Origin of the sequence: Streptomyces sp. NPDC058671 (assembly GCF_042716475.1) — a bacterium.
Lineage (GTDB): Bacteria > Actinomycetota > Actinomycetes > Streptomycetales > Streptomycetaceae > Streptomyces.
Genome location: NZ_JBHXSA010000023.1, coordinates 88,341 through 109,131 on the forward strand (window position 1 = coordinate 88,341; position 20,791 = coordinate 109,131).

The following is a 20,791-nucleotide window of genomic DNA, read 5'->3' on the forward strand; positions in this document are numbered from 1 at the left end:
TCTAGGACCGCCCTTCGGCGAGAGGTGTCTCGTGGGTGAGGAAGGCGAAGACGGCGGGCTCCAGGGCGTCGCGCAGCGCGGTGACGAAGGTGGCGATCCGCAGGTCCCCGGCGGCGAACACCACCCAGGCGTCCTTGCGGCGCGGCAGGACCGTCAGCGGGGCGCCCGCCATGATGCCGGCCTTGCGCAGGCATTCCACGGCCCCCCACACGCGGGTGGCCGCGGTGTCCGGCGCCTCTCCGGTCTCCCTGGCGACCAGTTCGGCGACCGGCGCGTGGTCCCCGAGCAGCCCGCGCCACTCGTGCGGCGAGCGCATGCTGACCGCCTCGATGTCACAGGCGACCTCGGTGTCGGAGACGGCGCTGAGGGTGACTCCCAGGCCGTGCGCCGCCGACATCGACATGTGCCGACCGGGCTCCAGTTCGGGCCGCCCGTCCGGACGGTGCCGGACCGCGACCGGGCCGCCGAGGGCCCGCGCGGCGGCGTCGGCGGTGAAGCCGCGCCGCTGGGCGACGGAGCCGGCCGGGGCGTCGCCGTGCGGTTCCACCGCGACCGCGACGCGGCTGCCGACGACGTCCTCGAGGGAGCGCTCCAGGTACGGGCCGAGCAGGGGCGCGACCCACGGGCCCGATCCGTCGGTCTTGCGCACCGCGTGCAGGGTGAGCCCCTCCCAGCGCTCGACGACGGTGCCGTCGGCGTCGCGCACGGCGATGTCGTACACATACGTGTCGCCGTCCCGGCTGCGCTCGACCGCGGTGTAGCGCAGCTGATCGGGGACGTGCGAGCCGGAGCCGAGGGTGTGGATCCGCTCCACGCCCGAGGGCAGCAGCGTGGCGTCCGGGACGCACACCTGGTTGCCGTGCATGAGCGCGTCGCGCATGCCCGGGTCGGCGAGCAGCAGTTCGCCCGGCAGGAAGGCGGCGAACCAGCCCTCGGGCTGCTGCTGAACGGTGACATCGGCGTCCACGTGCCGCGCGGCGGCCCGGTGGAAGCGGCGCAGCCGCTGGAAGCGGCCGCCCTGGAACAGCACCCCGCCGTACAGGTCGACGGCCGGGTCCAGCGGGACGACCGGTGTGTCCTCGGGCACCTGGAGCGGCGGGCCGTCCGGCGCCGGGGTCCCGCCGAAGATCAGTCGGGCGCGGAAATGCTCGGCGACGAAGCCGGTGTCCTCGGCGTGGATGGCCACGTCGACGGTGTCGGTGCCGGTGACGGTCGCCGCGATCCGGATCCGGGTGCTGCCGTTCGGCGGCACGACGATCGGACGCAGGAACTTGGCGCCCTCGATGACCGGGGCGGTACCGGTGCGGCCGGTGACGGCGGACGCCACCTGGGTCATCGCCTCCATGCCGATGACGGCGGGCAGCAGCAGGTTGCCGTCGAGCAGGTGGTCGGCCAGGTACAGGTCGGTGCCCGGGTTCAGCTCGACCTCGGTGACCAGTTCGACGCCGTGGTAGCGCACCAGCGGGTTGCCCGTGAAGCGCAGCATCGGCAGGGGGGGCAGGTCGCGCCGTACGGTGTCGATGCCTTCGGTACGGCCGCTGATGACCGTCACGACGGGGGCGTCCGGATCCTCGATCAGCCGCAGCAGGATCTCCACGCCCCGGTCCGGGGAGACGGGCACGATGCCCTCGCGGGAGAGCGACTCGACGACGGAGAGCTTCTCGCCCATGCCGACGCCGGACCACACCGACCACTCCATGCAGCGGGCCCGGATGTTCGGGTGCGCGCGGGCCACGTCCTCGGTGAGGTCGGCCAGCCACTCGTTGGCGGTGGCGTAGTGCGCCTCGCCGCGCAGTCCGGCCCGGCCGATGATGCTGCCGAAGCTGACGAGCAGCTTGAGCCGCTCGGGGCCGACCGCGTCGAGGACCGTGCGCAGTCCGTCGACCTTGGGGCCGAAGGTGCGGTCGAAGTCCTGGCCGGTGAGCCCGGTCAGCGCACCCGGCTGGTTGAGTCCGGCGCCGTGCAGCAGGCCGGTGATCGGGCCGAGGGCCTCGGTCAGTTCGGTGACGGCGGCCGTGACCTGCTCGGTGACGGTGACGTCGGCGCGGGCATAGTGCACCCGCACGCCGCTGCCGCGCATCCGGTCGAGGTTCTCGGCGAGCTCGGTGTCCTGGGCCGGGTCGGACCGGCCGAGGACGGCGAGCGAGGCGCCGGTCTTCTGGGCCACGGCGAGGGCGCACTCGGCGGAGATGCCCTTGCCGCCGCCCGTCACGAGCATCACGTCGGTGTCGTCGAGTGGGGCGTCGGTACGCTCCGGCTTCACGGGCAGCGCCCGCAGCGTCGGCACCCGGCGCACCCCGGCCTGGTCGTAGTGGACCTCGGCGAACCGGGTGGTCGCCGCCACCTCGGCCACGACCCGCTCCACGACGTCCTCGGTCTGCGGGGTGTGGACGACGGTGGTGCGCAGGTGCGGGGCCTCCAGGTACAGCGTCTTGGCCAGACCGGCCGCGCCGCGGCCGTCCTGGACGAGGACGAAGCGGCGGGCCCGGTCGCCGGCGAGCGCGCTCTTGGCCGCGGCCAGGACCTGCTCCACCTCCTCGCGGGGGCAGCCCTTGGCGAGGACGGCGAGTACGCCGGAGCCGAGTCCGGCGGCGGCCAGTGCCGACCGGAGCCGCTCGGCGTACGGGTGGCCCGCGGAGCCGAACAGCTCCCAGGGGCCGTCGGTGCCGTCGGCAACGCCGTACGGCCGGTCGACCTCGTCGAGGTCGACGGCGAACGGCCGGGCCCAGGGGGCCGCGCCGGCGATGACGGGCGTCTCGGACTCCGGGGCGGCGCCGCCGGTGCTGACCAGGGTGTCCAGCGCCTCGGCCAGTTCGGCCAGGGTGGCGGTGGCGAAGTTGGTCGGCACCTGGGCGGCGGCGATCCCGAGGCGGGACGCCGCCTGGTTGACGATCTGGCCCACGGTGATGGAGCTCATGTGCAGGTCGTCGAGGAGCCGGCTGTCCGGGTCGACGAGGTCGGCGGGCAGCTCGGCGCGTTCGGCGACGAGGGCGCGCAGCACGTCGAGCGCGTCGTCGCCGTCCGCGGCGGGCTCCGCCGCGGCGGCCGGGGCCGCGTCGGCGGTGTCCTGGGCGGCGGGGGCGGCCTTCGCCGGCGCTTGGGCGGCGGCCTTGGCGGCCCGCTCGGCGCGCGGCGCGCGCTCGGTCTGCGGGAGGTCGCGCGGGGCCTGCTCGCAGGGGTTGGCGAAGAAGGAGAACTCCTGGCCGACCTCAAGGGGCCGGATCAGCCGGTCCTGGAACAGCCTCTCCAGGTCGACCGGCGCGCCCGCGACGTACGCGGCACCGGCGACCTGGAGCACGCTGCGCAGCGACTCGTCGTCGGTGTTGAGCGCGACGGCCGGGACGCCGGTGGTGGCGCGGGCCAGTGAGCTGAGCACCCGGCCCGGGCCGACCTCGACGAACAGGTCGATGCCGCGGGCGGCTTCGCCGACCGCCTGGGTGAACCGGACCGGGCCGGTGATCTGCTCGGTGAGCAGGGCGGCCAGGTCGGTGGCGGGGGTCAGCTCCTCGCCGCTGACGGTGGAGACGACCCGACCCGCGACGGTGCCGACCGGGGCGTCCGCCAGCCAGCCGCCGAAGGACGCGGCGGAGGCGGCGACCAGCGGCGAGTGGAAGGCGTGCGAGACGTTGAGGCGGGTGCAGGGGATCTCGGACCGTTCGGCCCGGCGCTGCACCTCCTCGATCTCGTCGACCGGTCCCGCGACCACCGTCTGCTCGGGGCCGTTGTATCCGGCGACGACGACGGACAGGCCCTCGATGAGCTGCTCGGCCCGCTCGGGCTTCACGCTCAGCGAGGCCATGGTGCCGGAGGAGCTGTGCTCGGCCATCGCCCTGCCGCGCACCCGTGCCGCCGCAAGGAGGGTGTCCTCGTCGAGGGCGCCCGCCCAATGCAGGGCGGAGAGTTCGCCGAGGCTGTGGCCGACCGCGACAGAGGCTTCCAGCCGCAGCGCGTCGAGCACCCGCAGGCCTGCGGCGGAGCCGGTGGCGATGCGCGGCTGGGCGACGTCGGTGGCGACCATGTCGCCGGTGGTGGGCAGCGCGGCCCGGTCGAAGACCTCGGCGGCCTCCGGGAAGCGCCGGCGCAGCGCGCCGCCACCGGTGCCGTGGCCGGAGCCCTGGCCGGGAAAGAGGAAGCCGATCCGGGCGGGTCCGCAGGCGCGGCCGAGGAAGCTGCGGCCGTCGGCGGCGGTGTACGCCGTCTCGCCGGACTCCAGCAGGTCTGCCAGGTGGGTCAGACGTCGCTCGGCGTCCTCCGGGGAGGTGACGACGACGGCGGCGCGGTGCGCGAGGCCGCGCAGTTCGCGCTGCAGGGTGGCGGCGAGGTCGGCGACCTGGCCGTAGGAGACCTGCGCGGCGAAGGCGGCGACCTCGTTGAGGCGGGCGCGCAGCGCCTTGGCCGACTCGCCGTCGACGACGAGCAGTTCGGCGTCCTGGAGGGCGTGCGCCAAGACGGCGGAGCGGCGGCTCGGTGCCGTACGGCGACGTCCGGCGGGCTCGTCGAGGACGACGTGGGTGTTAATGCCGCCGAAGCCCATGGCGGTGACACCCGCGCGCCGGGGCGCGTCCTCGGGCCAGGCCTCGGCCTTGCGCAGCGCCTTGAGGTTGGCCTTCTCGTCGCCGAGCAGCTCGTGCGGGTCGGTGGTGCCGATCGCGGGCGGCAGGGTCTGGTGGTTGACGGCCATGGCCGCCTTGATCAGACCGGCGACCCCGGCGGCGGCCTTGGTGTGGCCGATCATGCCCTTGATGGACGTGATCGCCGCGAGGGGCGCGTCGGGGTCGGCGGCCCGGCGGGCGCCCATGAGGGCGGTGAGCTCGGTGGCGTCGCCGACGGCGGTGCCGGTGCCGTGGCCCTCGAAGAGCCGGACGGTCTCGATGCCGAATCCGGCCTTCTCGTAGGCGCGACGCAGGGCCAGCTGGTAGCCGCTGACCTCGGGGCGGGTGATGCCGCCCTGGCCGTCGGAGGAGACGCCCCAGCCCGCGATGGTCGCGTAGATGCGGTGGCCGGCCGCGAGGGCGTCCTCCTCGCGCATCATCACGATCATGCCGCAGCCCTCGCCGGGCCAGAAGCCGTTGGAGCCGCGGTCGTAGAGCTTCATCTCTCCCTTGGCGAGGGCACCGGTCTTGGCGAAGCCGATGATCTCGAAGGGGTCGATGGACAGGTCGACACCACCCGCGACGGCGACGTCGAGGTCGCCGTTGATGAGGGCGGTGCCCGCGGTGGTGACCGAGAGCAGCGAGGACGAGCAGGCGCCGTCGACGGTGTAGCCGCCGCCGTTCAGGTCGAAGTGGTTGCAGATCCGCCCGGCGATGGTGTTGGCGAGGCCGCCCGCGAGGGTGTCCTCGTCGATCGCCGGGAACGGCTCCTTGTACGCGACCTCGACGTCGTCCAGGAACTCGGCGATGCGCTCGTCGTCCCAGACGTCCTGCTCTTTGAGCGCGGAGGCCATCACCCGGCGGACGTACGGCCAGCGCAGCCGCATCACGTTGGCGCGGGAGAACTCGCCGGTGAGGGTGTTGCCGACGACGACGCCCGTGCGCTCCCGGGGCAGGCCCTCGCCGCCGGCGAACCCGGCGTCGGCGAGCGCGCGGCCCGCGGTGTCCAGGGCCAGCCAGTGGGTGAGGTCGGTCGAACGGAAGGTGCTGCCCGCGATCTTGTGGGCGATCCGGTCGAACTCGTAGCCCTCGATGACCGCGGCGTTGCGGGCGTAGAAGGTGTCGGGGGTGGTCGGGTCGGCGTCCCAGTAGTCGTCCAGGTTCATCCGGACGTCGGGCAGCCGGCGGAACGCGCGCCGTCCGGCGACGGCGTTGTCCCACAGCTCGTTCGGGTTGGTGGCGTCGGGATAGCGGCAGGCCATGCCGACGATGGCGATCCTGGTCATGCGGTCACCGGTATCTTCTCGGTCTCGGCGGTAGCGGGGGCCGGGCAGGCGCAGGCGCCCGCCGGGCAGGCGCAGGCGCCCGCCGGGCACGCGCAGCCCTCCGCGTCGGCGACGGTCACCTCGGTCCGGGCGGCACCCGTCTGACCCTGGGCGACGGCGTCAGCCTGAGCGACGGAGTGGGTCACGGCGGCCAGCGCGAGGGCCTCCTCGGCGCGCTTCCTGGACACGATGTCGGCGGTCCACAGGAACACGCCACGGATGGCGCAGACCAGGGCGGTGGCGAAGAAGATGCCGTAGGCGACGCTCATCGCGGTGAGCACGCCGTACAGGGCGGCGGTGCCGCCGCCGAAGGCGATCTGCCCCCACTTGGACGACGGTGTCGTGCCCGGGTCCGTGATCATGTAGTTGGTGAACAGGACGAACGCCACGCCGGTCATCATCGCGAGACCGGCGGGGATGGAGGTGTCGAACAGCAGACCGCGGACGATCGCCTGCAGGGCGAAACCGCCGACCCAGGCGAGGATCAGCCACATGCGCTCGGTCAGCTTGGCGTTGAGCATCGTGCCGAGGGTGATGATGATCGCCGGGACGAGCCAGTCGAAGCCACCGTCGAGGTACTCGGTGAAGTGGTACGGCGGGGCGATCGAGGCCCACGGGAAGAGCAGCAGGATGACGGCGATGCCGAAGTTCGACGGGTTCATGAAGTGGCGCAGGCGGCCCTTCACGGGGGCGCGCAGGACCCACTTGGTGCCGACGGCGACGATGACGCCGAACACCATGACCCAGACGAGGTCGTTGACGTAGGTGAGCATGTTCACCGCGAGCGAGGTGATGTGGGCCGGCAGGAGGAACTCCATGAAGCCCTTGGCCCCGCCGCCGGCGAAGCGCGGCGCGCGGCCCTCGGCACGGGCGCCGAGGATCTCCAGCAGGATCTCGGTGGTGTAACCGGCCGCCAGGGCGATGAACGGCCAGGTCCAGGGCTGCTCGAAACCGAGGACGGTGTAGCCGAAGATGTTGAGGACGGAGATGGAGATCGCGAAGCGGCGGAGCGCGGTCACGACCTTCGGGTTGTGCCGTGGGGCAGCGGCGGTCTTCGTTGCGGACATCGTCACTTCTCCTTGACCTCGGTGCCCAGCTCGAGGCTGTGCCAGCCCGGCGTGAGCTTCAGCTTCTGCTCGTGGATCCGGCCGGCCCGGTCACGCCAGGTGACCATGGCGGGCACGGGGCCCCTGACGTCCTTGCCCAGACCGAGGTGGACGTCGGTGCTGCGCTTGCCGGAGTGGCCGCCGCCGCCGTCGAGGCGGGTGATGCGCTTGGTGCCGTCGGGCAGTTCGACGCAGACCTCGGCGCCGACCACGGGAGCGCCGTCCGGGTGGGTGAGCTTCAGGCCGAGGTACGCGCCGGGGTTCTTGGCGACGTTGTGCAGGAAGATCGGCTCGCCCCACTGGCGGGCGACGGCCAGGTCGAGCCGGCCGTCGCCGTCGACGTCGCCGGTGGCGAGGCCGCGGGTCGGGATGGGCTCGCCTATGCCGAGGGCGACGGAGAGGTTGTGGTACTCGCCGGTCTCGGCGTCCTTGGCGAAGAAGCGCATGCGCTGGTTGCCGGCGAGGTCGTCACCGTGCTTGACGTTCGGCCACCAGACGGGGTTGGCGACGAGGGCGTCGTTCGCCGTGGCCAGCTCCTGGAGCTGCGGCCAGCGGTTGTTCTTGCCCTTGACGAAGCCGAGGGCCTGGGTGATCTCCAGGTCGCCGTTGTTGTCGAAGTCGCCCGTCTTGACGTCCCAGCCCCAGCCGGACCAGGCCAGCTTCAGGTCGGTCGAGCGGTCCTTGAACGGCGCCTCGCCCTTCTTCAGCCGGGCCTGGACCTCGGAGCGGGAGTCGGCCGTATCGATGAACGCGAAGTTCGACTCCTGGATGCCGAAGGAGGTGGTGATGTTGCTGACGAACATGTCGTACAGGCCGTCGTTGTTCAGGTCGCCGAAGTCGACGCCCATGCCCTTGAAGGAGCTGCGGCCCAGCTCCTTCGACTTCGGCACGGTGCCGCTGTGTACGGCCTTGACCTCGGAGAACTTGATGTTCCCGGGGGTCGAGGTGTTGTGGAGCAGCGCGGAGGTGCCGAAGTCGTGGGCGAGGAACAGCTCGGGCAGCCGGTCTCCGTCGAGGTCGGCGGCGGAAGCGCCGAGCGACCAGCCCTTGTTCAGGTTCTGCGGGACGGCGGCGTCGACCTTCTCGTAGCCGTCCTTCGTCCACCGGAAGATGTGGGCGCCGCCGCCGTTCTGGGCGTGCGACAGCGACTCGTTCATGGTGACGTCGCCGTCCTTGGACGGGTCGAGGACCGGGCTGTCGGGGAAGTAGTTGCCGATCAGGATGTCGTTGTGGCCGTCGCCGTCGAAGTCGGCGACCGCGGCCGCGTTGGAGTTCCACAGCGGGCCGGTGTAGGTGGCGCCGGACTTGCCGGGCAGCAGCTCGGTGGGCGTGAAGGAGGCGGCGGTGAGCGGCTTCCCCTTCTCCCCCTTGTTCACGAAGATGACGGGGGTGCGGCCCCAGTAGTAGACGAGGAGGTCCGTGCGGCCGTCCTCGTTGTAGTCGCCGGGCATGCAGCCCATCGGCGCCATCGTCTTGCTGGTGCCCAGCGGCGCCGGGTTCAGTGCGAACGGCGCGTACTTGTCCTTGCGGGTGGGTGCCGGGGTGACGACCGCCTGGTCGATCCGCACGTCGTTCACGCAGAGGTCGTTGTCGAGGCCGTCGCCGTCGAGGTCGTTGATGGCGATGCCGGCACCGACCGAGGAGATCCACGCCTCGATGTGCTGGTACGCCTTGTTGACCTTGCGGACCTCTTGCTTGTCGAATCCGGCGGGCATCGCGATCGACATCGGCTCGAATGCGAAGTTCTTCGCCAGCTTGTCGATGTCAGCGGCGGAGGATTCAGGCAGCCGGACGCCGTAGAACGTGCCCACCATGACGGCGAGAGCGACGATTCCCGGTGAATTCCTGCGGAGCCAGTTCTTTGTGACCGTCACTGGTCGACACCTTTCGAGATGAGCGAGTCAGAAGCGAGTGCCGCGGCGATGTCGCGCCGCCATGTCTCGTAGGCCGGGGAAGCACCGCCGACGGTCGCGGCGGGACGGGTGTCCCGGCACACCTGCGAGGCCCGTTCGGCGGTCGTGCCGCACACGACTCGGGCCGCGAGGTGGGTGTGGTCGATGATCGTGCCCGCCTTGACGCGGGCCTCGGTGGCGAAGGCCGCTCCCTGGGCGAGCGCCCAGCGGTGCTCGCCGGCGCCCTCCACGAAGCGGGCGAGCTCGTCCTCGGTGACGCCGCCCGCGTAGGAGCAGGCGAGGCCGGCGCCCGCGTACAGGTCGCTGTGACGGCGCTCGTCGTAGGACCGGATCAGTTCGGTGACGACGTCGGGATCGGTGCCGCCGACGAACCACAGCGCTCGGCCGATGCCCTGGTCGACGGCGTTCAGGGTGTAGTGGTTGTGCCCGCCGCTCCAGCGGAAGGGGTGCTGGATCTCCGGGGTCCGCACGTACGAGGCGGTCTTGAAGTACGCCTGGTGGAAGCCGTATCCGTCGAGCGCGAGCCAGCGCAGCAGCGGGTCGGTGGTGCGGATGTCGGGCCACAGCGGCTTCGGCAGCCGGGCCATCGCCCAGCCGACGCCGACGTAGATCATGTAGTCGTGGTGGCGGCCCGCACCGGCCAGCAGACCGTCGAGCCGGCCACCGTGCCCGGGCAGCGAGTCGTAGACCACCGCGCCCATGCCGGCGCCCTCGTAGGCGAAGCCGCGCATGTCCCGCGGGACGGTCTCCAGGAGTTCCTCCGCCTCCGCGGGCGACCCGGCCTCCACCGCGTACGCGTAGCCCTGGAGAAATACCTCCCCGATGTACTCGAGCCTGGCCTTTGCTTCCGCGTTCTTCACATGAAAGCCACGGACTTCCATGGTCGTCTCGGAAACAGGCGGCGTGAGCAATCGGCGTCGGAATGCGCCAAACAGACTGGACACGGCTGTAGACCGCCCCTCTCGAATCCCACTCGAATCCCTGGATTTCCCCCAGCGAATCGAATCTAGCCAGCGGGCCCGGAGGGGCGTCTACTTCAGATGTGCTCAAACAACGAGGGCACCGAGTTGCGTCCGCACATTCCGCCGCCAGACCTCGTAGGCGGGTCCGGCGCCCGGCTCGGGGTCGGTGACCGCGCAGTCGTCGGCGAGCCGGGCGACCGCCTCCACGGTGCGCCCGGTGAACGCCGCGACGGCCGCCTCGCTGTGCTCGGGGACGAACCCCGCGTGGTGGCGGGCCTTGGCGGCGAACACCGAGCCCTGTGCCAGGTGGTCGGCGTGCTCGCCGGCCTCCGCGCGCAGCGCCGCCAGGTCCGCGGGGGTGCTGCCCCCCGCGAAGGTGGCGGCGAGGCCGACCCCGCTCCACAGGTCGGCCCTGCGGTCACCGGCGAACGCCCGCACCGCGGCGGAGACATTGCCGACGTGCCCGCCGTGGATGAACCACAGCGCGCGGCCGACGCCCTGGTCGAAGGCGCGCTGCCAGTAGGAGGCGTCGCCGTCCCAGTCGTAGGGGGCGTCCAGACGCTGTCCCCCGACCCAGGTGTCGGTGTCGAAGTAGGCCCGGTCGAAGCCGTAGCCGTCCACGCACAGCCAGCTCATCGCCGGGTAGAGGTCGGGCTCGGCCAGGGTGGGGACGAGCTTCTTCCACAGCGGCCTGGGCAGCTTGGCCATCGCGAAGCCGATGCCGATGTAGTTCAGGAAGATGTGCGGCCGGCCGCCGCCGCGCAGCAGGTCGGCGGCGCGGTGCCCGCCGGGGCCCATGGTGTCGCGGATGGCGCAGGCCATGGTGGCGCCCTCGTAGGCGAAGCCCCGGTTGAGCGGGTCCACGAGCGCGAGCCTGCGCTCGGTGGTGGCCAGGTCCTTGTCCTCGATGCCCCATTCGAAGCCGGTCACGACCGCTTGCGGCACGGCTTCCAGCTGCCGGGTGCGTTCGGTCGGTTCCACGGCGAACCCTCGCCCCGCGAAACTCACGTCGTCCAGGGACGGGGCCATGATCAGCCTGCGCAGCGCTCCCAGTGCGGGCACAGTTGCCTCCTCGTACGAGCCCGCTCCGGACATGGGCGGCGGGGGCTGTCATCGTCGGCAGACGGACCGCGGTGCGGCATCTTCCCCGTTGCGCTTCCCCTGGTGTTCACCGGATGCGGCGGACGTCCACCTCCTCGTCGTGCACGGCGCGCCCGCAGTCGGTGCACCGCAGCTCGACGTGGACGGAGCCGTCGCAGCCGATGTGGTCGGCGCGGCGCGGCGGGCCCAGTTCCTGCGGCAGGTTGCGGTCGCCCCACTGCATGAGGGCGATCACGGCCCGGGTCAGGTCCCGGCCCACCGGGGTGAGCCGGTACTCGTAGCGCACCGGCTTGTCCTGGTAGGGCACCCGCTCCATGATCTCCTGGTCCACCAGCCGGGCCAGCCGGCTGGAGAGCACGTTGCGCGCGATGTCGAGGTGCGCGAGGAAACCGTCGAAGCGGGAAGTGCCGAGCAACGCGGAGCGGATGATCAGCAGGGTCCAGCGCTCGCCGATCACCTCAAGTGAGCGGGCGAGGTTGCAGTCCTGTCCCTCGTACGTGTGCTTCAGCATGCGCTCACTCTAGGGCGGGGAGAGTTGCGTGAAGGAACCCCGAGTTGGCGAAGTCGTCGCAGAACGCGCCCGGTCGTTCAGGCGGCGACCAGCAGCCGCTCTCCGCCACCGGTGGGTGCGGGCCGTCCGTTGAAGCGGCTGTAGGCGTACGCGGCGGAGACCAGGGTCATGTGGTGGTGCCAGCCCGGGTAGGAGCGTCCCTCGAAGTCCTGGAGGCCGAAGCCGTCGGACATCTCCCGTACGGACTCCCCCGCGTTCGAGAGCGTCCGCGTCAGGGCGAGCACCGACTCCATGCGGGTGTGCGTGAGGCTGGTCAGCCACAGCTGGACGGGCTGCCGCCCGTTGTCGGGGCGGACCGCGAAGAGCCGGTAGGTGCGGTGGACCCGCTCGCCGCCCCGTCCGAGCTGGGGGATGCGCACGAAGCTGGATATGACCGTGGTGTGCCGGCCGCGCCCGTCCCAGGGGGCGACGTTCTCCACATGGGTCAGCGTGCCCGCGTCGAACTCGAAGAGATTGCGGGCGGCGAGCACCAGGCCGTGGCCGTCGCCTCCCGGGGAACGCTGCACCCGCAGGTGACGTCCCACAGCGACCTGGAGGTTGTCCGGGACGGCGACCACGAAGTCGCGTCCGCGGAGGGCCAGTCCGTGGATCAGAGCGGTCGCGCTGGTGCCGCCGAGGGCCTCCAGGTCGGCGACGACCGGCAGGGGCACGGTACGGCTGGTGTCGGCCAGGGTGTCGACGAGGTCCAGGGCATGCTGCTCGACGGAGCGGGGGGTCACGTCGGCGGGGATACGGGTGCGGACGCGACGCTCGGGATCCTTCGTCCACGAGCCCGGAAGGAGCAGGCGCCAGTCGACCGGAACGGCCTGGTCGTACGAGGAGAGGAACATGCCGACGCCGACCTGGCACGTGACCGAGCGGCCGGTGGAGGCCAGGAAGCGGCGGTGCACACCGCAGGAGTGCTCGCCCCGCTTGCGCAGGACGGCCTGGCCGATCACCCAGGCGCGCGGCGTCATCTCGTGCTCGACCCAGCGAGCGAGCTCGGCGCGCACCGGCATCCAGTCCCACGGGCTGGCGTTGACGAACTGGTGCAGCGACTGGGAGACCGCCGGCTCGGGCGAGATGGCGGCGGCCAGCCTGCGGACCGACTTCTTCCCCGGTGTGGTCAGCAGGCCCTGCATGTACGCCTGGGCCCAACGTCGCTGATCCACCCGCCGAAGGCCTTCGAAGACCCTCTCGGCGAACACCGGCACCGAGGTGCGGGCGGCCTGCAGAGCGTACGCGACCATGGCTGGTTCCCTCCCCTGTTCCCGGCCCCTGGCGGCCGTCTCGGCTAAAATAATAGCGAACGCCCTCTTTTTTTTGCGACTCAGGAGAGTTGCCGCATGCACTTCGCCAAGTCGGCCCCCGCCGCCCTCCGCGACGGGGGCCGACTCACCCCTGTGACCTGCACTGATCTACAACATCTTGGGCAACTCGCCCTTGCCCACCAGAGGAAGGAGGCGCGAGCGTTGGACGGGAGGGTGAACGTCTGTTCCTCACGGGACGTCCCGACGGTGCGCCGTCGAGACGGAGTCAGGGTCCCTACATGTCCGGCGGCGATGAGCCCTCTTCGGGAGACGGTGTGGTGAAACAGGAGAGGGCTTTGCGTACGCGCCAGGCCCTGATCAGAGCGGCGGCCGGGGAGTTCGACCTCTACGGGTACGACGGGACGTCTCTGTCGCGGATCAGCTCGGTGGCGGGCATGTCCCTCGGCGCGATCACCTTTCACTTCCCGACCAAGGTGCACCTGGCGGACGCGGTCCAGCAGGAAGGGCGGACGGTCACGCTGGCCGCCCTGGAACGCCTGGCGGCCGAACCGATGACGCCGCTGCGCATGGTGATCGACCTGACCCTCGAGCTGACCCGGCTGATGGAGCAGGAGCCGTCGGTACGCTCCGCGATCCGCCTGGGCCGGGAACGTCCGGGGACCGAGGCCTGGTCGGACGCCTGGTTGCCCATGGTCCGCGGACTGCTCGACCGGGCCTATGAGAACGGCCAGCTCCGCACGGACGCCCTGCCCGCTGACGTGACGACGCTGGTGGAGCACCTGACGAGCGGGGCCGAGGCGTACCTGCGCGGGCGCATGGGCTCGGACCCCGCGTTCGAGAGCGCCGTCGCCCAGCTCAAGCGCGTCTGGCACCTCGCGCTCGTGGGCGTCTCCGCCGAGGCGTCGGGCGTGCCCCGGCAGCCGGAACCGCCGGCCTGTGAGGAGGGGGACCAGGAGGCAACACGCTGACGGTCCGTCGGGCGGATCTCTCCCGGTCCGCCCGACGGAGCGTCAGTTCCCGGTATCAGACCGCGCTCAGCCCGCCGTCCACCGCCAGTGCGGCACCCGTGACGAACGAGGCACGCGGACCGGCCAGCCAGAGCGCGGCCTGGGCGACCTCGTCGGGATCAGCCATGCGCTTCTGGATCTGGCGCGCGACGAAGAGCTCCTCGAGGTGGGGATGAGCCGCGATCGCCCCTTCGATGAGTTCGGTGCGCGTGGTTCCGACCACCAGGGAGTTGACCCGGATGCCGCGCCCGCCGTACTCGGCCGCTGCGGCCTTCGTCATGCCGATCACGGCGTGCTTGGCGGCGACATAGGGTGCTCCGGCGCCGGTGGCCACCACGCCCGCCGTGCTGGCGGTGTTCACGACGGAGCCGGCCCCGTGGGCGAGCATCGCGGGGAGCTGATGCCGCAGACAGTTCCACAGGCCGCGCACGTTCACGTCCATCACCTGGTCGAAGACCGCGTCCTCGGTCTCGTGCAGGTCGGTGCCGGCCGTCCCCCAGCCGGCGTTGTTGAAGGCCACGTCCAGCCGTCCGAAGGTGTCCACCGCCGCTGTCACCACGCGGTGTACGTCCTCGGAGCGGGTGACATCGCCCGGTGCCGCGAGGGCACGGCCCCCCTCGGCGGTGATCCCTTCGACGATCTTCCCCAGCTCCTCCTCACGTCGCGCCATGAGCACGACGGCTGCCCCTTCCGCGGCGAACAGGCGGGCCGCCGCCGCCCCGATACCGCTGGAAGCCCCGGTGATCATGGCGACCCTGCCGCTCAGCAGACCGCCGGCTCTACCCGTAATCTCGTTCATGTCCGTACCCCCTGTTGACGGAGAAGAAAAAGCTCTGTGGGCCCGATCGGGCCTATGCCGGTACGAGGCGCGTGGTCGCAGGGGCCCAGAAGGCGCCGGCGGCGGCTTCGGCGTCGACGGTGCGCAGCATCGCCTCGTCGATCGCGTGCAGGGAGTCCACGAGGTGTCGCACGCCCGCCTCCCTCATCAGCTGGCGCTGATGGCTGTGCTCGAAGGCACTGGGGTGGCCGATGAACGGAACGCCGAGCTCCTTGGCGCTCTCGGCCACGCGAGCCACGTCGTCGATGAACACCACCTGGTCGTAGGCGAGTCCGAAGGTCTCGGTCGTGATCTCGCGGATGCCGGGGCGGAAGTCGTTGGTGCAGACGTATCCCGGACCGTCGAAGAGGTGGGCCCACTCCCCCAGGAATCGGTCGAAGTGCTCCCTGCCGAGCCCTCCGTAGCAGATCGTGTTCAGCCCGAGGCCTCGCAGGCGGCGCACGAGGTCGACGGCACCGTCGACCAGCCGTACCGGGTCGTCGCACAGGTAGGCGTCACGCTCCACGAAGTAGGCGTCCAGGGCCTCCTGCGCCGTCATCGGCACGCTCACCACGCCGGCCATGTAGGCGCTTGCCACCTGCTGGGGCTGGGAGAAGACGTGCCGTTCCACCTCGGCGGTGTAGACACCGCCACGGCTGACTATGAAGTTGTGGATGACCGGGCTGAAGGTGTCGTTCAGCAACACGCCGTCGATGTTGAGCGCGGCGAGGCGCAGCTGTCGAAGTCCTGAGGACACGAGGGATCTCCTGAGTCGGTCGGGGCGAGGACGGTGCGAGAGATCGTGCGAGAGAGAGGCGGGGCGTCACCGCGGTCAGCCGAGACGGTTCACGTCCAGGTCGATGGAGTCTACGATCCGTCCCGCAGCGATGCTGGGGAGAAGGAGCTTCCACATGGCCACGGTCCGTTCCGGCAGGTCCTGGCGCGCGCTCACGGCGTTCGAGTACATCTGCATCCCGGTGCACGCGCTGACGAGGAACTCGGAGAGCTGCTTGACGTCGACGGACTCCCGGAGCTCACCGTCGTACTGGGCCTCCCGCAGCGTCACTTCGAGGATCTGGGACCAGTCCGTGTACGGCGTCGCGTCGCGCACGCCGGTGCCGTCCTGTTCGTTGGTGAGACGGACACCCGCGCGCAGGAGAACGTCGCTCTGGATCTGCCAGGCCCATACGAACGTCGTGTCGACGATGCGCTGCAAGCCGTGCGAGCCCAGCCGGGGAATGACCGTCTCGGGTTGCGCGCTCATCACCGCGCGCGCCAGGTCTTCCTTCGACTTGAAGTGGAAGTACATCGCACCCTGGGAGACCCCGGCCCGCTTCATGATCTTGCTGATGCTGGCACCGCTGAACCCGTACTCGTCGAAGACCTCCGCGGCCCCCATGACAATGGCTTCCCGCGTCTTCAACGCACGGTCCTGCTGCGGCCTGGCCATGGATCCCGGCCTCCCTCTCGACAAAAAAAAAGAACGACCATATTTTATAGCCCGTCCCCCATCGACCGGTAGGGGGTCCTGGGGGGGAACCCCACACGCACGCCCTAGGGGAGAGGCATGCTGTCAACCACCACGGAACTTCAGGCAAGACCGGCGCTGACCACGACGGTGGCCAGGGAGTACGTCCACCGGGCGGCCCTGTCGGAAGTGTTCCTCACCGGCTGGAACATGGCGGGCCGCGACACCTACAAGGTCACCGCTCAGTGGCCCCGCAGCCACAGTTTCTACGTCCCGGAGCACGGGATGCACGACCCCCTGCTGCTCTGCGAAACGATCCGGCAGGCCAGCACCCTGCTGGCACACGTCGGTTACCACGTCCCGTTCGGGCACAGCCTCTCGTGGTCGCGCCTGCAGTTCGCCGTCAACCCGCAGGCTCTGCGCATCGAGGGCACACCGGCGGACGTCGAGCTGCACGTGACCTGTTCGGACATCCGGTACCACCGCGCGATACCCGTCACGATGTCCATGCACATGGAAGCCGTCCGCCGCGGTTCTCTGCTGGCCATGGCCAGTGTGCGCTTCGGCAGCCACTCCCCCGCCGTCTACCAGCGACTGCGCGCGGGCCGGGGCGAGGTCGGCGAGATCTTCGCGCGGGCGCCGCAGCCGCCGGAGCCGGTCTCACGGAGCACCGTCGGCCGCCTGCGCAAGCAGGACATCGTGCTCGCTCCGACCCCGGACCGCCGGCGCTGGCAACTCCGCGTGGACACCAGTCATCCGGTTCTCTTCGACCACGCTCTCGACCACGTTCCCGGTATGTTGCTCCTGGAGTCGGTACGGCAGGCGGGACACGCCATGCAGCCGTCGAGCGCCGGTGCGGTGATGCCCGTCTCGATGGACGTCTCGTTCAACCGCTACGTCGAGTTCGACGAACCGTGTTGGATCGAGGCCGAACCGGTGGACACCGCGTCGTCGGACGGCAGCCGCCGAACGATTCGCGTCAACGCGGTTCAGGGGGGTGCCTTCGCGCTCAGCGCGAGCGCGGAGCTGGCGGACGTGGCCTCGCTCTGATGAAGAGCCTTTCACCCGGAGCATCGGGTGAAGGAAGGGGAGGGGAAGGGGAGGGGGAAGCCATGTGAGGGTGCAGGGCGGCCGGTGCCTGCCAGGGGGACCGGCATCGACCGGAACCCAGTGAGCCACCACTGAGGTCCACGGTCGTTTTCATACCGCCCGTCGAGTTGCCAACTCGACGGGCGAAGGCCCGTTCCGGGAGCCACCCCAGAGACGCGCGATGTCAGGTTCTGCCAGAACCGTGAAGCCGCCGCACAGCGGCTCCTTCATGCCTCCTGCCAGGAGACCACTTCATGATGAACCAAAGTTCTGTAATTCTCCAGCCCCTTGCACACCTTTCCGAAACGGAAAGTTGCGTTAACGGCCATTCTTCACCCCAAAAATCCAGCCACTCCGGGGCTGCAACGGACCGTTCCACGCCCGCCCCCCTCCCTCGCGGGCGGGTCAAGGTGCCGATGCGACTCGTCGAGTCCCCTCACTACGCCGACGCGGCTCTGAGCGTCTACATGAAGGTCAAAGCACTCGGGCTGCGCCCGGAGGGCTGTACCGCGGGCGTGGCCACCCTCGCGTCGTACCTCGGTGTCTCCCCCTCGACCGTGCAACGCGGCCTCGCGCAACTGCGAGCCGTCGCTCCCGACGGCGTGGTCGAGCTTCCCGACAGCCGGCGCCGATCCCTCCCGGGCGGTTGCGGAACCACCGCACGCCGCCGGGTCCGTCCACTGCACCCCACCGAACGGTTCATCTGGCTGCCCGTCGCGGCGAGTGAACACCTGCGGCCCCGGTTGCTACGCGCGTACGCCGTCATCGCCTACGCGGTCGTGCGCGGCATCCCTCTGACCGAGGGGGTCCTCGCAGACTTCCTGCGCCATCACTCCGGCCGACGCGCCGGCCAGGCCCTCACCGCCGAAGCGGCGGGCCGCATCGTCGACGAACTGGCGGCGTCCGGCTGGATCAGCGTCCATCGGCGAGCCGGGTCCAGGGGTCGCCACCTCTTCCTCGTCCATGACCAACAGGCCCCCCTGTCCTCTGTTCTTGATGACCGGTCAGGTCCCCAACCTGATGCGCGTTCGCTCGCGAACAAGGAAGACCTGAGGATTGACCGACCCGAGAACGACGCGATGCCTGTGTCACCCGCCGTAGGCGAAGTACCGGTGGACAAGGCTGTGGACAACCGCCTCGCAGCAGCGCGCCCCACCGAGGCACCGGGTGATCACGCGCTGCGCGCGGGCGGCACAGCTCCGGCTCCCTCCCCCACGACTCACAGCGACGGCAAGAGCCCTTACAGGGGCCCGCAGCTGACGTTCAGCCCACGGCTGCACACCGTCCTGGAGCCGGTCCGCTTCCTGCTCACGGGGGTCGGCGCCTACGTGCAGCGGCGCATCGGCCAGGAGATCGCCCGCCAGCTCGACGACGGCACCGAGGTCCGGCGTCTGCAGGCCCGGCTCGCCCACCGCCTCGCCCGGACCCTCGTCGCAGACATCCGGGACCCCGGCCGCTGGCTGCTGGGCGTCGCACTCCGCCGCTGGGGCTGCGCCGACCCGGACTGCGAGGCGGGCGTGCTCTGGTCGACGGGCGCCGAGTGCCGGGCCTGCCGGGAGGTGATCGCCGAGCGCGCGGCGCATCGCCGGTGCACCCCGCCGCCCACCGCACCAGCCACCACACCCTCCCCCACCAGACCGGCCGCCGAGGTCCGGCTACGCGTCGTGGAGTGCTGCCCGGAGTGCGAACGGCCCCACCACCCCGGCAACTCGGGGCTGTGCGCGGAATGCCGGCCCCGCCCCGGGCTCACCCCGGTCCCCGGGCCACCGGCGGCGATCGGTATCGCCTGCCGGGGCCGCGAGGGAACCTGCGGACGCCCGGCCCCGCGCGGTCTGTGCTGGCGCTGCCGCGCCGAGGAGAGAGCCCGGTTGCCCGAGGACGCCGACGCGCGCGTTCCGGCGGGCACGTCATGAGCCCCGCACCGCCCACGACGGGCATGCGCATCGCGGAACTCGGCCGCACCTGTGGCGTGTCCACGCCCACCATCAAGTACTACATCCGCGAGGGCCTGCTTCCCGCAGGCCGCCTCACCAGCAGCAACCAGGCCCGCTACACCGAGGAGCACGTCCACCGGCTGCGTCTGATCCGGGCTCTGCTCGAGCTCGGCGGCCTGTCCGTGACGAAGGTCCGGGCCATCGTGACCGTGCTGGACGGTGAGTCCGACCTGTCATGCCGGGGCAGGGGGACCGCCAGGCTGGACGCACTGGAGGTGCTGGCGGCCCCCGCCCCGCAGGATGGACCACTCGCGATCCTCACGGCGAACCCCCGCACCCTGGCCCTGGTCTACGCACTCGCCGAGCGCCGTAGCTGGCACGCGCCCGCCGACGGCCCCGAGTTCGCACGGGTGGTCGAGATCCTGGACACCCTGGGCGAACTGGACGAGCACCACTTCGCCGACCGGATCGACGCGTACGCCGACGCAGCGGAGCAGGCGGCGACGACCGACGCGGAGCTGCTGCACTCCTCCACCAACGGGACGGGCCCGGCGGAGCGCCTGGTCGTTGCGGCCGTCCTGGGCGACCAACTGCTGTCGGCGCTGCGCCGACTGGCCCGTACGACAGCTACGACAGCTACGACAGCTACGACAGGATGATGCACCGCACCGGCCACCGACGGGCAAGGGGAGGGAGCCGCCCGCCGGGCAGCCCCCTCCCCCACGCTTCGGGTCGGCGCGCCTACGAGCGGCTCACCAGCTCCCGCTCGTGCACGTGCTCCGCACCCTGAGCGGACTGCTCCGCGGAGTCTGAGACGGGGTCGGAAGCAGGGAAGAGGGCACGGTCCCCGTCGGCGGCGCTCGCGAACTCGGGCAGGTAGCCGTCCTTGACCGCCTTCTTCTCCTTCCACAGGTGGAAGAGGGCGGCGGCGAGGATGGCGGTGCCGATGAGGTTGGCGACGAAGTGCCACCACACGCGGTACGTGACGAGGGCCGGGCCCGGGTCGATGGCGCCGAACCAGGTGGACAGGCCGATGGCGCGGCTGGCGCCGAGCGCGACCGACAGGGTCAGCACGATGTGCTCGATGCCGTGGATCCCCTGCATCCAGACGCCCATCTTGGCCCACTTGCGGGACTTGAGGGCGCCGGTGGCGCGGCGGGTGATCTGAACGATGCCGACGAGTCCGGCGAGGAAGATGAAGTTGCCGGTGAGGTGCAGGATCTCCATGCCGAGGGCGGGCTTGGTCGGGTCGATCTGGCCCATGCCCCGCGCGATGCTGTTCGCCCACGGAGTCATCCAGGCGGGAGAGTACGGGTTCGCCACCCAGTAGCCGGCCTGGACGACGTGCTCCTGGAAGTGCCCGATCTGGCCGACGACGCCGAGACCGATGACGGCGACCGAGGTCCTGAACAGCCAGGGCCGCACCGGCCCTCGGTTGGCGTACGCGACCACGACGACGGCAGCCCACATGACAACGGCCCATCCGATGAACAGGACAGCACCCCAGCTGTCCAGGGAGGAAACCGCCCCTCCCATGTCGTGGCCTCCGTGGCCTCCGTGCGGGTGGTCCATGGGCACCATGAATGGGCTCCTTGTCGGGATCTCAGGTCGGCGTGTCGTACATGACGGTTCTGTCACGCTACGGATCCCGGTTCG

15 protein-coding genes are annotated in these 20,791 nt (G+C 71.0%); 4 read left to right on the plus strand and 11 right to left on the minus strand.

What is annotated here, in order from left to right:
• Window position 1: 1 nt before the first annotated feature.
• From ACFWV2_RS26075 to ACFWV2_RS26105, 7 genes are all read right to left on the minus strand, one after another.
• A complete protein-coding gene (locus ACFWV2_RS26075; protein WP_384408286.1) occupies window positions 2–5,878 on the minus strand; it encodes an SDR family NAD(P)-dependent oxidoreductase in 5,877 nt (1,958 codons plus the stop codon).
• Window positions 5,875–6,984 carry an enediyne biosynthesis protein gene (locus ACFWV2_RS26080; protein ID WP_384408288.1) on the minus strand — a complete coding sequence of 370 codons (1,110 nt, stop codon included), beginning with the start codon at window positions 6,982–6,984 and terminating at the stop codon, window positions 5,875–5,877. The genes ACFWV2_RS26075 and ACFWV2_RS26080 overlap by 4 nt, the downstream gene beginning before the upstream one ends.
• Window positions 6,985–6,986: 2 nt before the next feature.
• Window positions 6,987–8,837, minus strand: coding sequence for a CRTAC1 family protein (locus ACFWV2_RS26085; protein WP_384408338.1), 1,851 nt, complete (start codon window positions 8,835–8,837; stop codon window positions 6,987–6,989).
• 56 nt (window positions 8,838–8,893) lie between these two features.
• The gene (locus ACFWV2_RS26090) at window positions 8,894–9,880 is read right to left on the minus strand and encodes a DUF1702 family protein (RefSeq protein WP_384408290.1); all 987 of its coding nucleotides are present in this window, start codon (window positions 9,878–9,880) and stop codon (window positions 8,894–8,896) included.
• 102 nt (window positions 9,881–9,982) lie between these two features.
• A complete protein-coding gene (locus tag ACFWV2_RS26095; protein WP_384408292.1) occupies window positions 9,983–10,960 on the minus strand; it encodes a DUF1702 family protein in 978 nt (325 codons plus the stop codon).
• A gap of 106 nt (window positions 10,961–11,066) precedes the next feature.
• Window positions 11,067–11,510: a winged helix-turn-helix transcriptional regulator gene (locus ACFWV2_RS26100; protein WP_384408294.1), complete on the minus strand. Its 444-nt coding sequence runs from the start codon at window positions 11,508–11,510 to the stop codon at window positions 11,067–11,069.
• Between the two features lie 77 nt (window positions 11,511–11,587).
• Window positions 11,588–12,799, minus strand: coding sequence for an IS701 family transposase (locus tag ACFWV2_RS26105; protein WP_384408296.1), 1,212 nt, complete (start codon window positions 12,797–12,799; stop codon window positions 11,588–11,590).
• Between the two features lie 356 nt (window positions 12,800–13,155).
• Between ACFWV2_RS26105 and ACFWV2_RS26110 the strand changes: the two genes are divergently transcribed.
• Window positions 13,156–13,788: a TetR family transcriptional regulator gene (locus ACFWV2_RS26110; protein ID WP_384408298.1), complete on the plus strand. Its 633-nt coding sequence runs from the start codon at window positions 13,156–13,158 to the stop codon at window positions 13,786–13,788.
• Window positions 13,789–13,843: 55 nt separating this feature from the next.
• Here ACFWV2_RS26110 and ACFWV2_RS26115 read toward each other — a convergent pair whose 3' ends face one another.
• The 3 genes from ACFWV2_RS26115 to ACFWV2_RS26125 all read right to left on the minus strand — a co-directional run bounded on the left by ACFWV2_RS26115 (window position 13,844) and on the right by ACFWV2_RS26125 (window position 16,094).
• Window positions 13,844–14,626, minus strand: coding sequence for an SDR family NAD(P)-dependent oxidoreductase (locus ACFWV2_RS26115; RefSeq protein ID WP_384408300.1), 783 nt, complete (start codon window positions 14,624–14,626; stop codon window positions 13,844–13,846).
• A gap of 52 nt (window positions 14,627–14,678) precedes the next feature.
• Window positions 14,679–15,401: an HAD family hydrolase gene (locus ACFWV2_RS26120; RefSeq protein ID WP_384408303.1), complete on the minus strand. Its 723-nt coding sequence runs from the start codon at window positions 15,399–15,401 to the stop codon at window positions 14,679–14,681.
• 75 nt (window positions 15,402–15,476) lie between these two features.
• The gene (locus ACFWV2_RS26125; RefSeq protein WP_384408305.1) at window positions 15,477–16,094 is read right to left on the minus strand and encodes a ScbR family autoregulator-binding transcription factor; all 618 of its coding nucleotides are present in this window, start codon (window positions 16,092–16,094) and stop codon (window positions 15,477–15,479) included.
• Window positions 16,095–16,211: 117 nt separating this feature from the next.
• Between ACFWV2_RS26125 and ACFWV2_RS26130 the strand changes: the two genes are divergently transcribed.
• The 3 genes from ACFWV2_RS26130 to ACFWV2_RS26140 all read left to right on the plus strand — a co-directional run bounded on the left by ACFWV2_RS26130 (window position 16,212) and on the right by ACFWV2_RS26140 (window position 19,794).
• The gene (locus ACFWV2_RS26130; RefSeq protein WP_384408307.1) at window positions 16,212–17,162 is read left to right on the plus strand and encodes a ScbA/BarX family gamma-butyrolactone biosynthesis protein; all 951 of its coding nucleotides are present in this window, start codon (window positions 16,212–16,214) and stop codon (window positions 17,160–17,162) included.
• A 455-nt stretch (window positions 17,163–17,617) separates the two neighbouring features.
• On the plus strand, window positions 17,618–19,114 hold the full coding sequence (locus tag ACFWV2_RS26135) for a hypothetical protein (RefSeq protein WP_384408309.1): 1,497 nt from the start codon (window positions 17,618–17,620) through the stop codon (window positions 19,112–19,114).
• Window positions 19,111–19,794, plus strand: a complete 684-nt coding sequence (locus ACFWV2_RS26140) for a MerR family transcriptional regulator (RefSeq protein WP_384408311.1) — start codon at window positions 19,111–19,113, stop codon at window positions 19,792–19,794. Before ACFWV2_RS26135 ends, ACFWV2_RS26140 begins: the two co-directional genes overlap by 4 nt.
• A gap of 82 nt (window positions 19,795–19,876) precedes the next feature.
• On the opposite strand, the gene ACFWV2_RS26145 is transcribed toward ACFWV2_RS26140, so the two are convergent.
• Complete coding sequence (locus tag ACFWV2_RS26145; protein ID WP_384408340.1) at window positions 19,877–20,707, minus strand: DUF6008 family protein; 831 nt, start codon at window positions 20,705–20,707, stop codon at window positions 19,877–19,879.
• Between the last annotated feature and the right edge of the window lie 84 nt (window positions 20,708–20,791).

Bases quoted from the DNA above. Each gene is read 5' to 3' on its own strand.
- ACFWV2_RS26075 (WP_384408286.1), bottom strand. From the start codon at position 5,878: ATGACCAGGATCGCCATCGTCGGCATGGCCTGCCGCTATCCCGACGCC.
- ACFWV2_RS26080 (WP_384408288.1), bottom strand. From the start codon at position 6,984: ATGTCCGCAACGAAGACCGCCGCTGCCCCACGGCACAACCCGAAGGTC.
- ACFWV2_RS26085 (WP_384408338.1), bottom strand. From the start codon at position 8,837: ATGGTGGGCACGTTCTACGGCGTCCGGCTGCCTGAATCCTCCGCCGCT.
- ACFWV2_RS26100 (WP_384408294.1), bottom strand. From the start codon at position 11,510: ATGCTGAAGCACACGTACGAGGGACAGGACTGCAACCTCGCCCGCTCA.
- ACFWV2_RS26105 (WP_384408296.1), bottom strand. From the start codon at position 12,799: ATGGTCGCGTACGCTCTGCAGGCCGCCCGCACCTCGGTGCCGGTGTTC.
- ACFWV2_RS26115 (WP_384408300.1), bottom strand. From the start codon at position 14,626: ATGAACGAGATTACGGGTAGAGCCGGCGGTCTGCTGAGCGGCAGGGTC.
- ACFWV2_RS26125 (WP_384408305.1), bottom strand. From the start codon at position 16,094: ATGGCCAGGCCGCAGCAGGACCGTGCGTTGAAGACGCGGGAAGCCATT.
- ACFWV2_RS26130 (WP_384408307.1), top strand. From the start codon at position 16,212: ATGCTGTCAACCACCACGGAACTTCAGGCAAGACCGGCGCTGACCACG.
- ACFWV2_RS26135 (WP_384408309.1), top strand. From the start codon at position 17,618: ATGCGACTCGTCGAGTCCCCTCACTACGCCGACGCGGCTCTGAGCGTC.
- ACFWV2_RS26140 (WP_384408311.1), top strand. From the start codon at position 19,111: ATGAGCCCCGCACCGCCCACGACGGGCATGCGCATCGCGGAACTCGGC.
- ACFWV2_RS26145 (WP_384408340.1), bottom strand. From the start codon at position 20,707: ATGGACCACCCGCACGGAGGCCACGGAGGCCACGACATGGGAGGGGCG.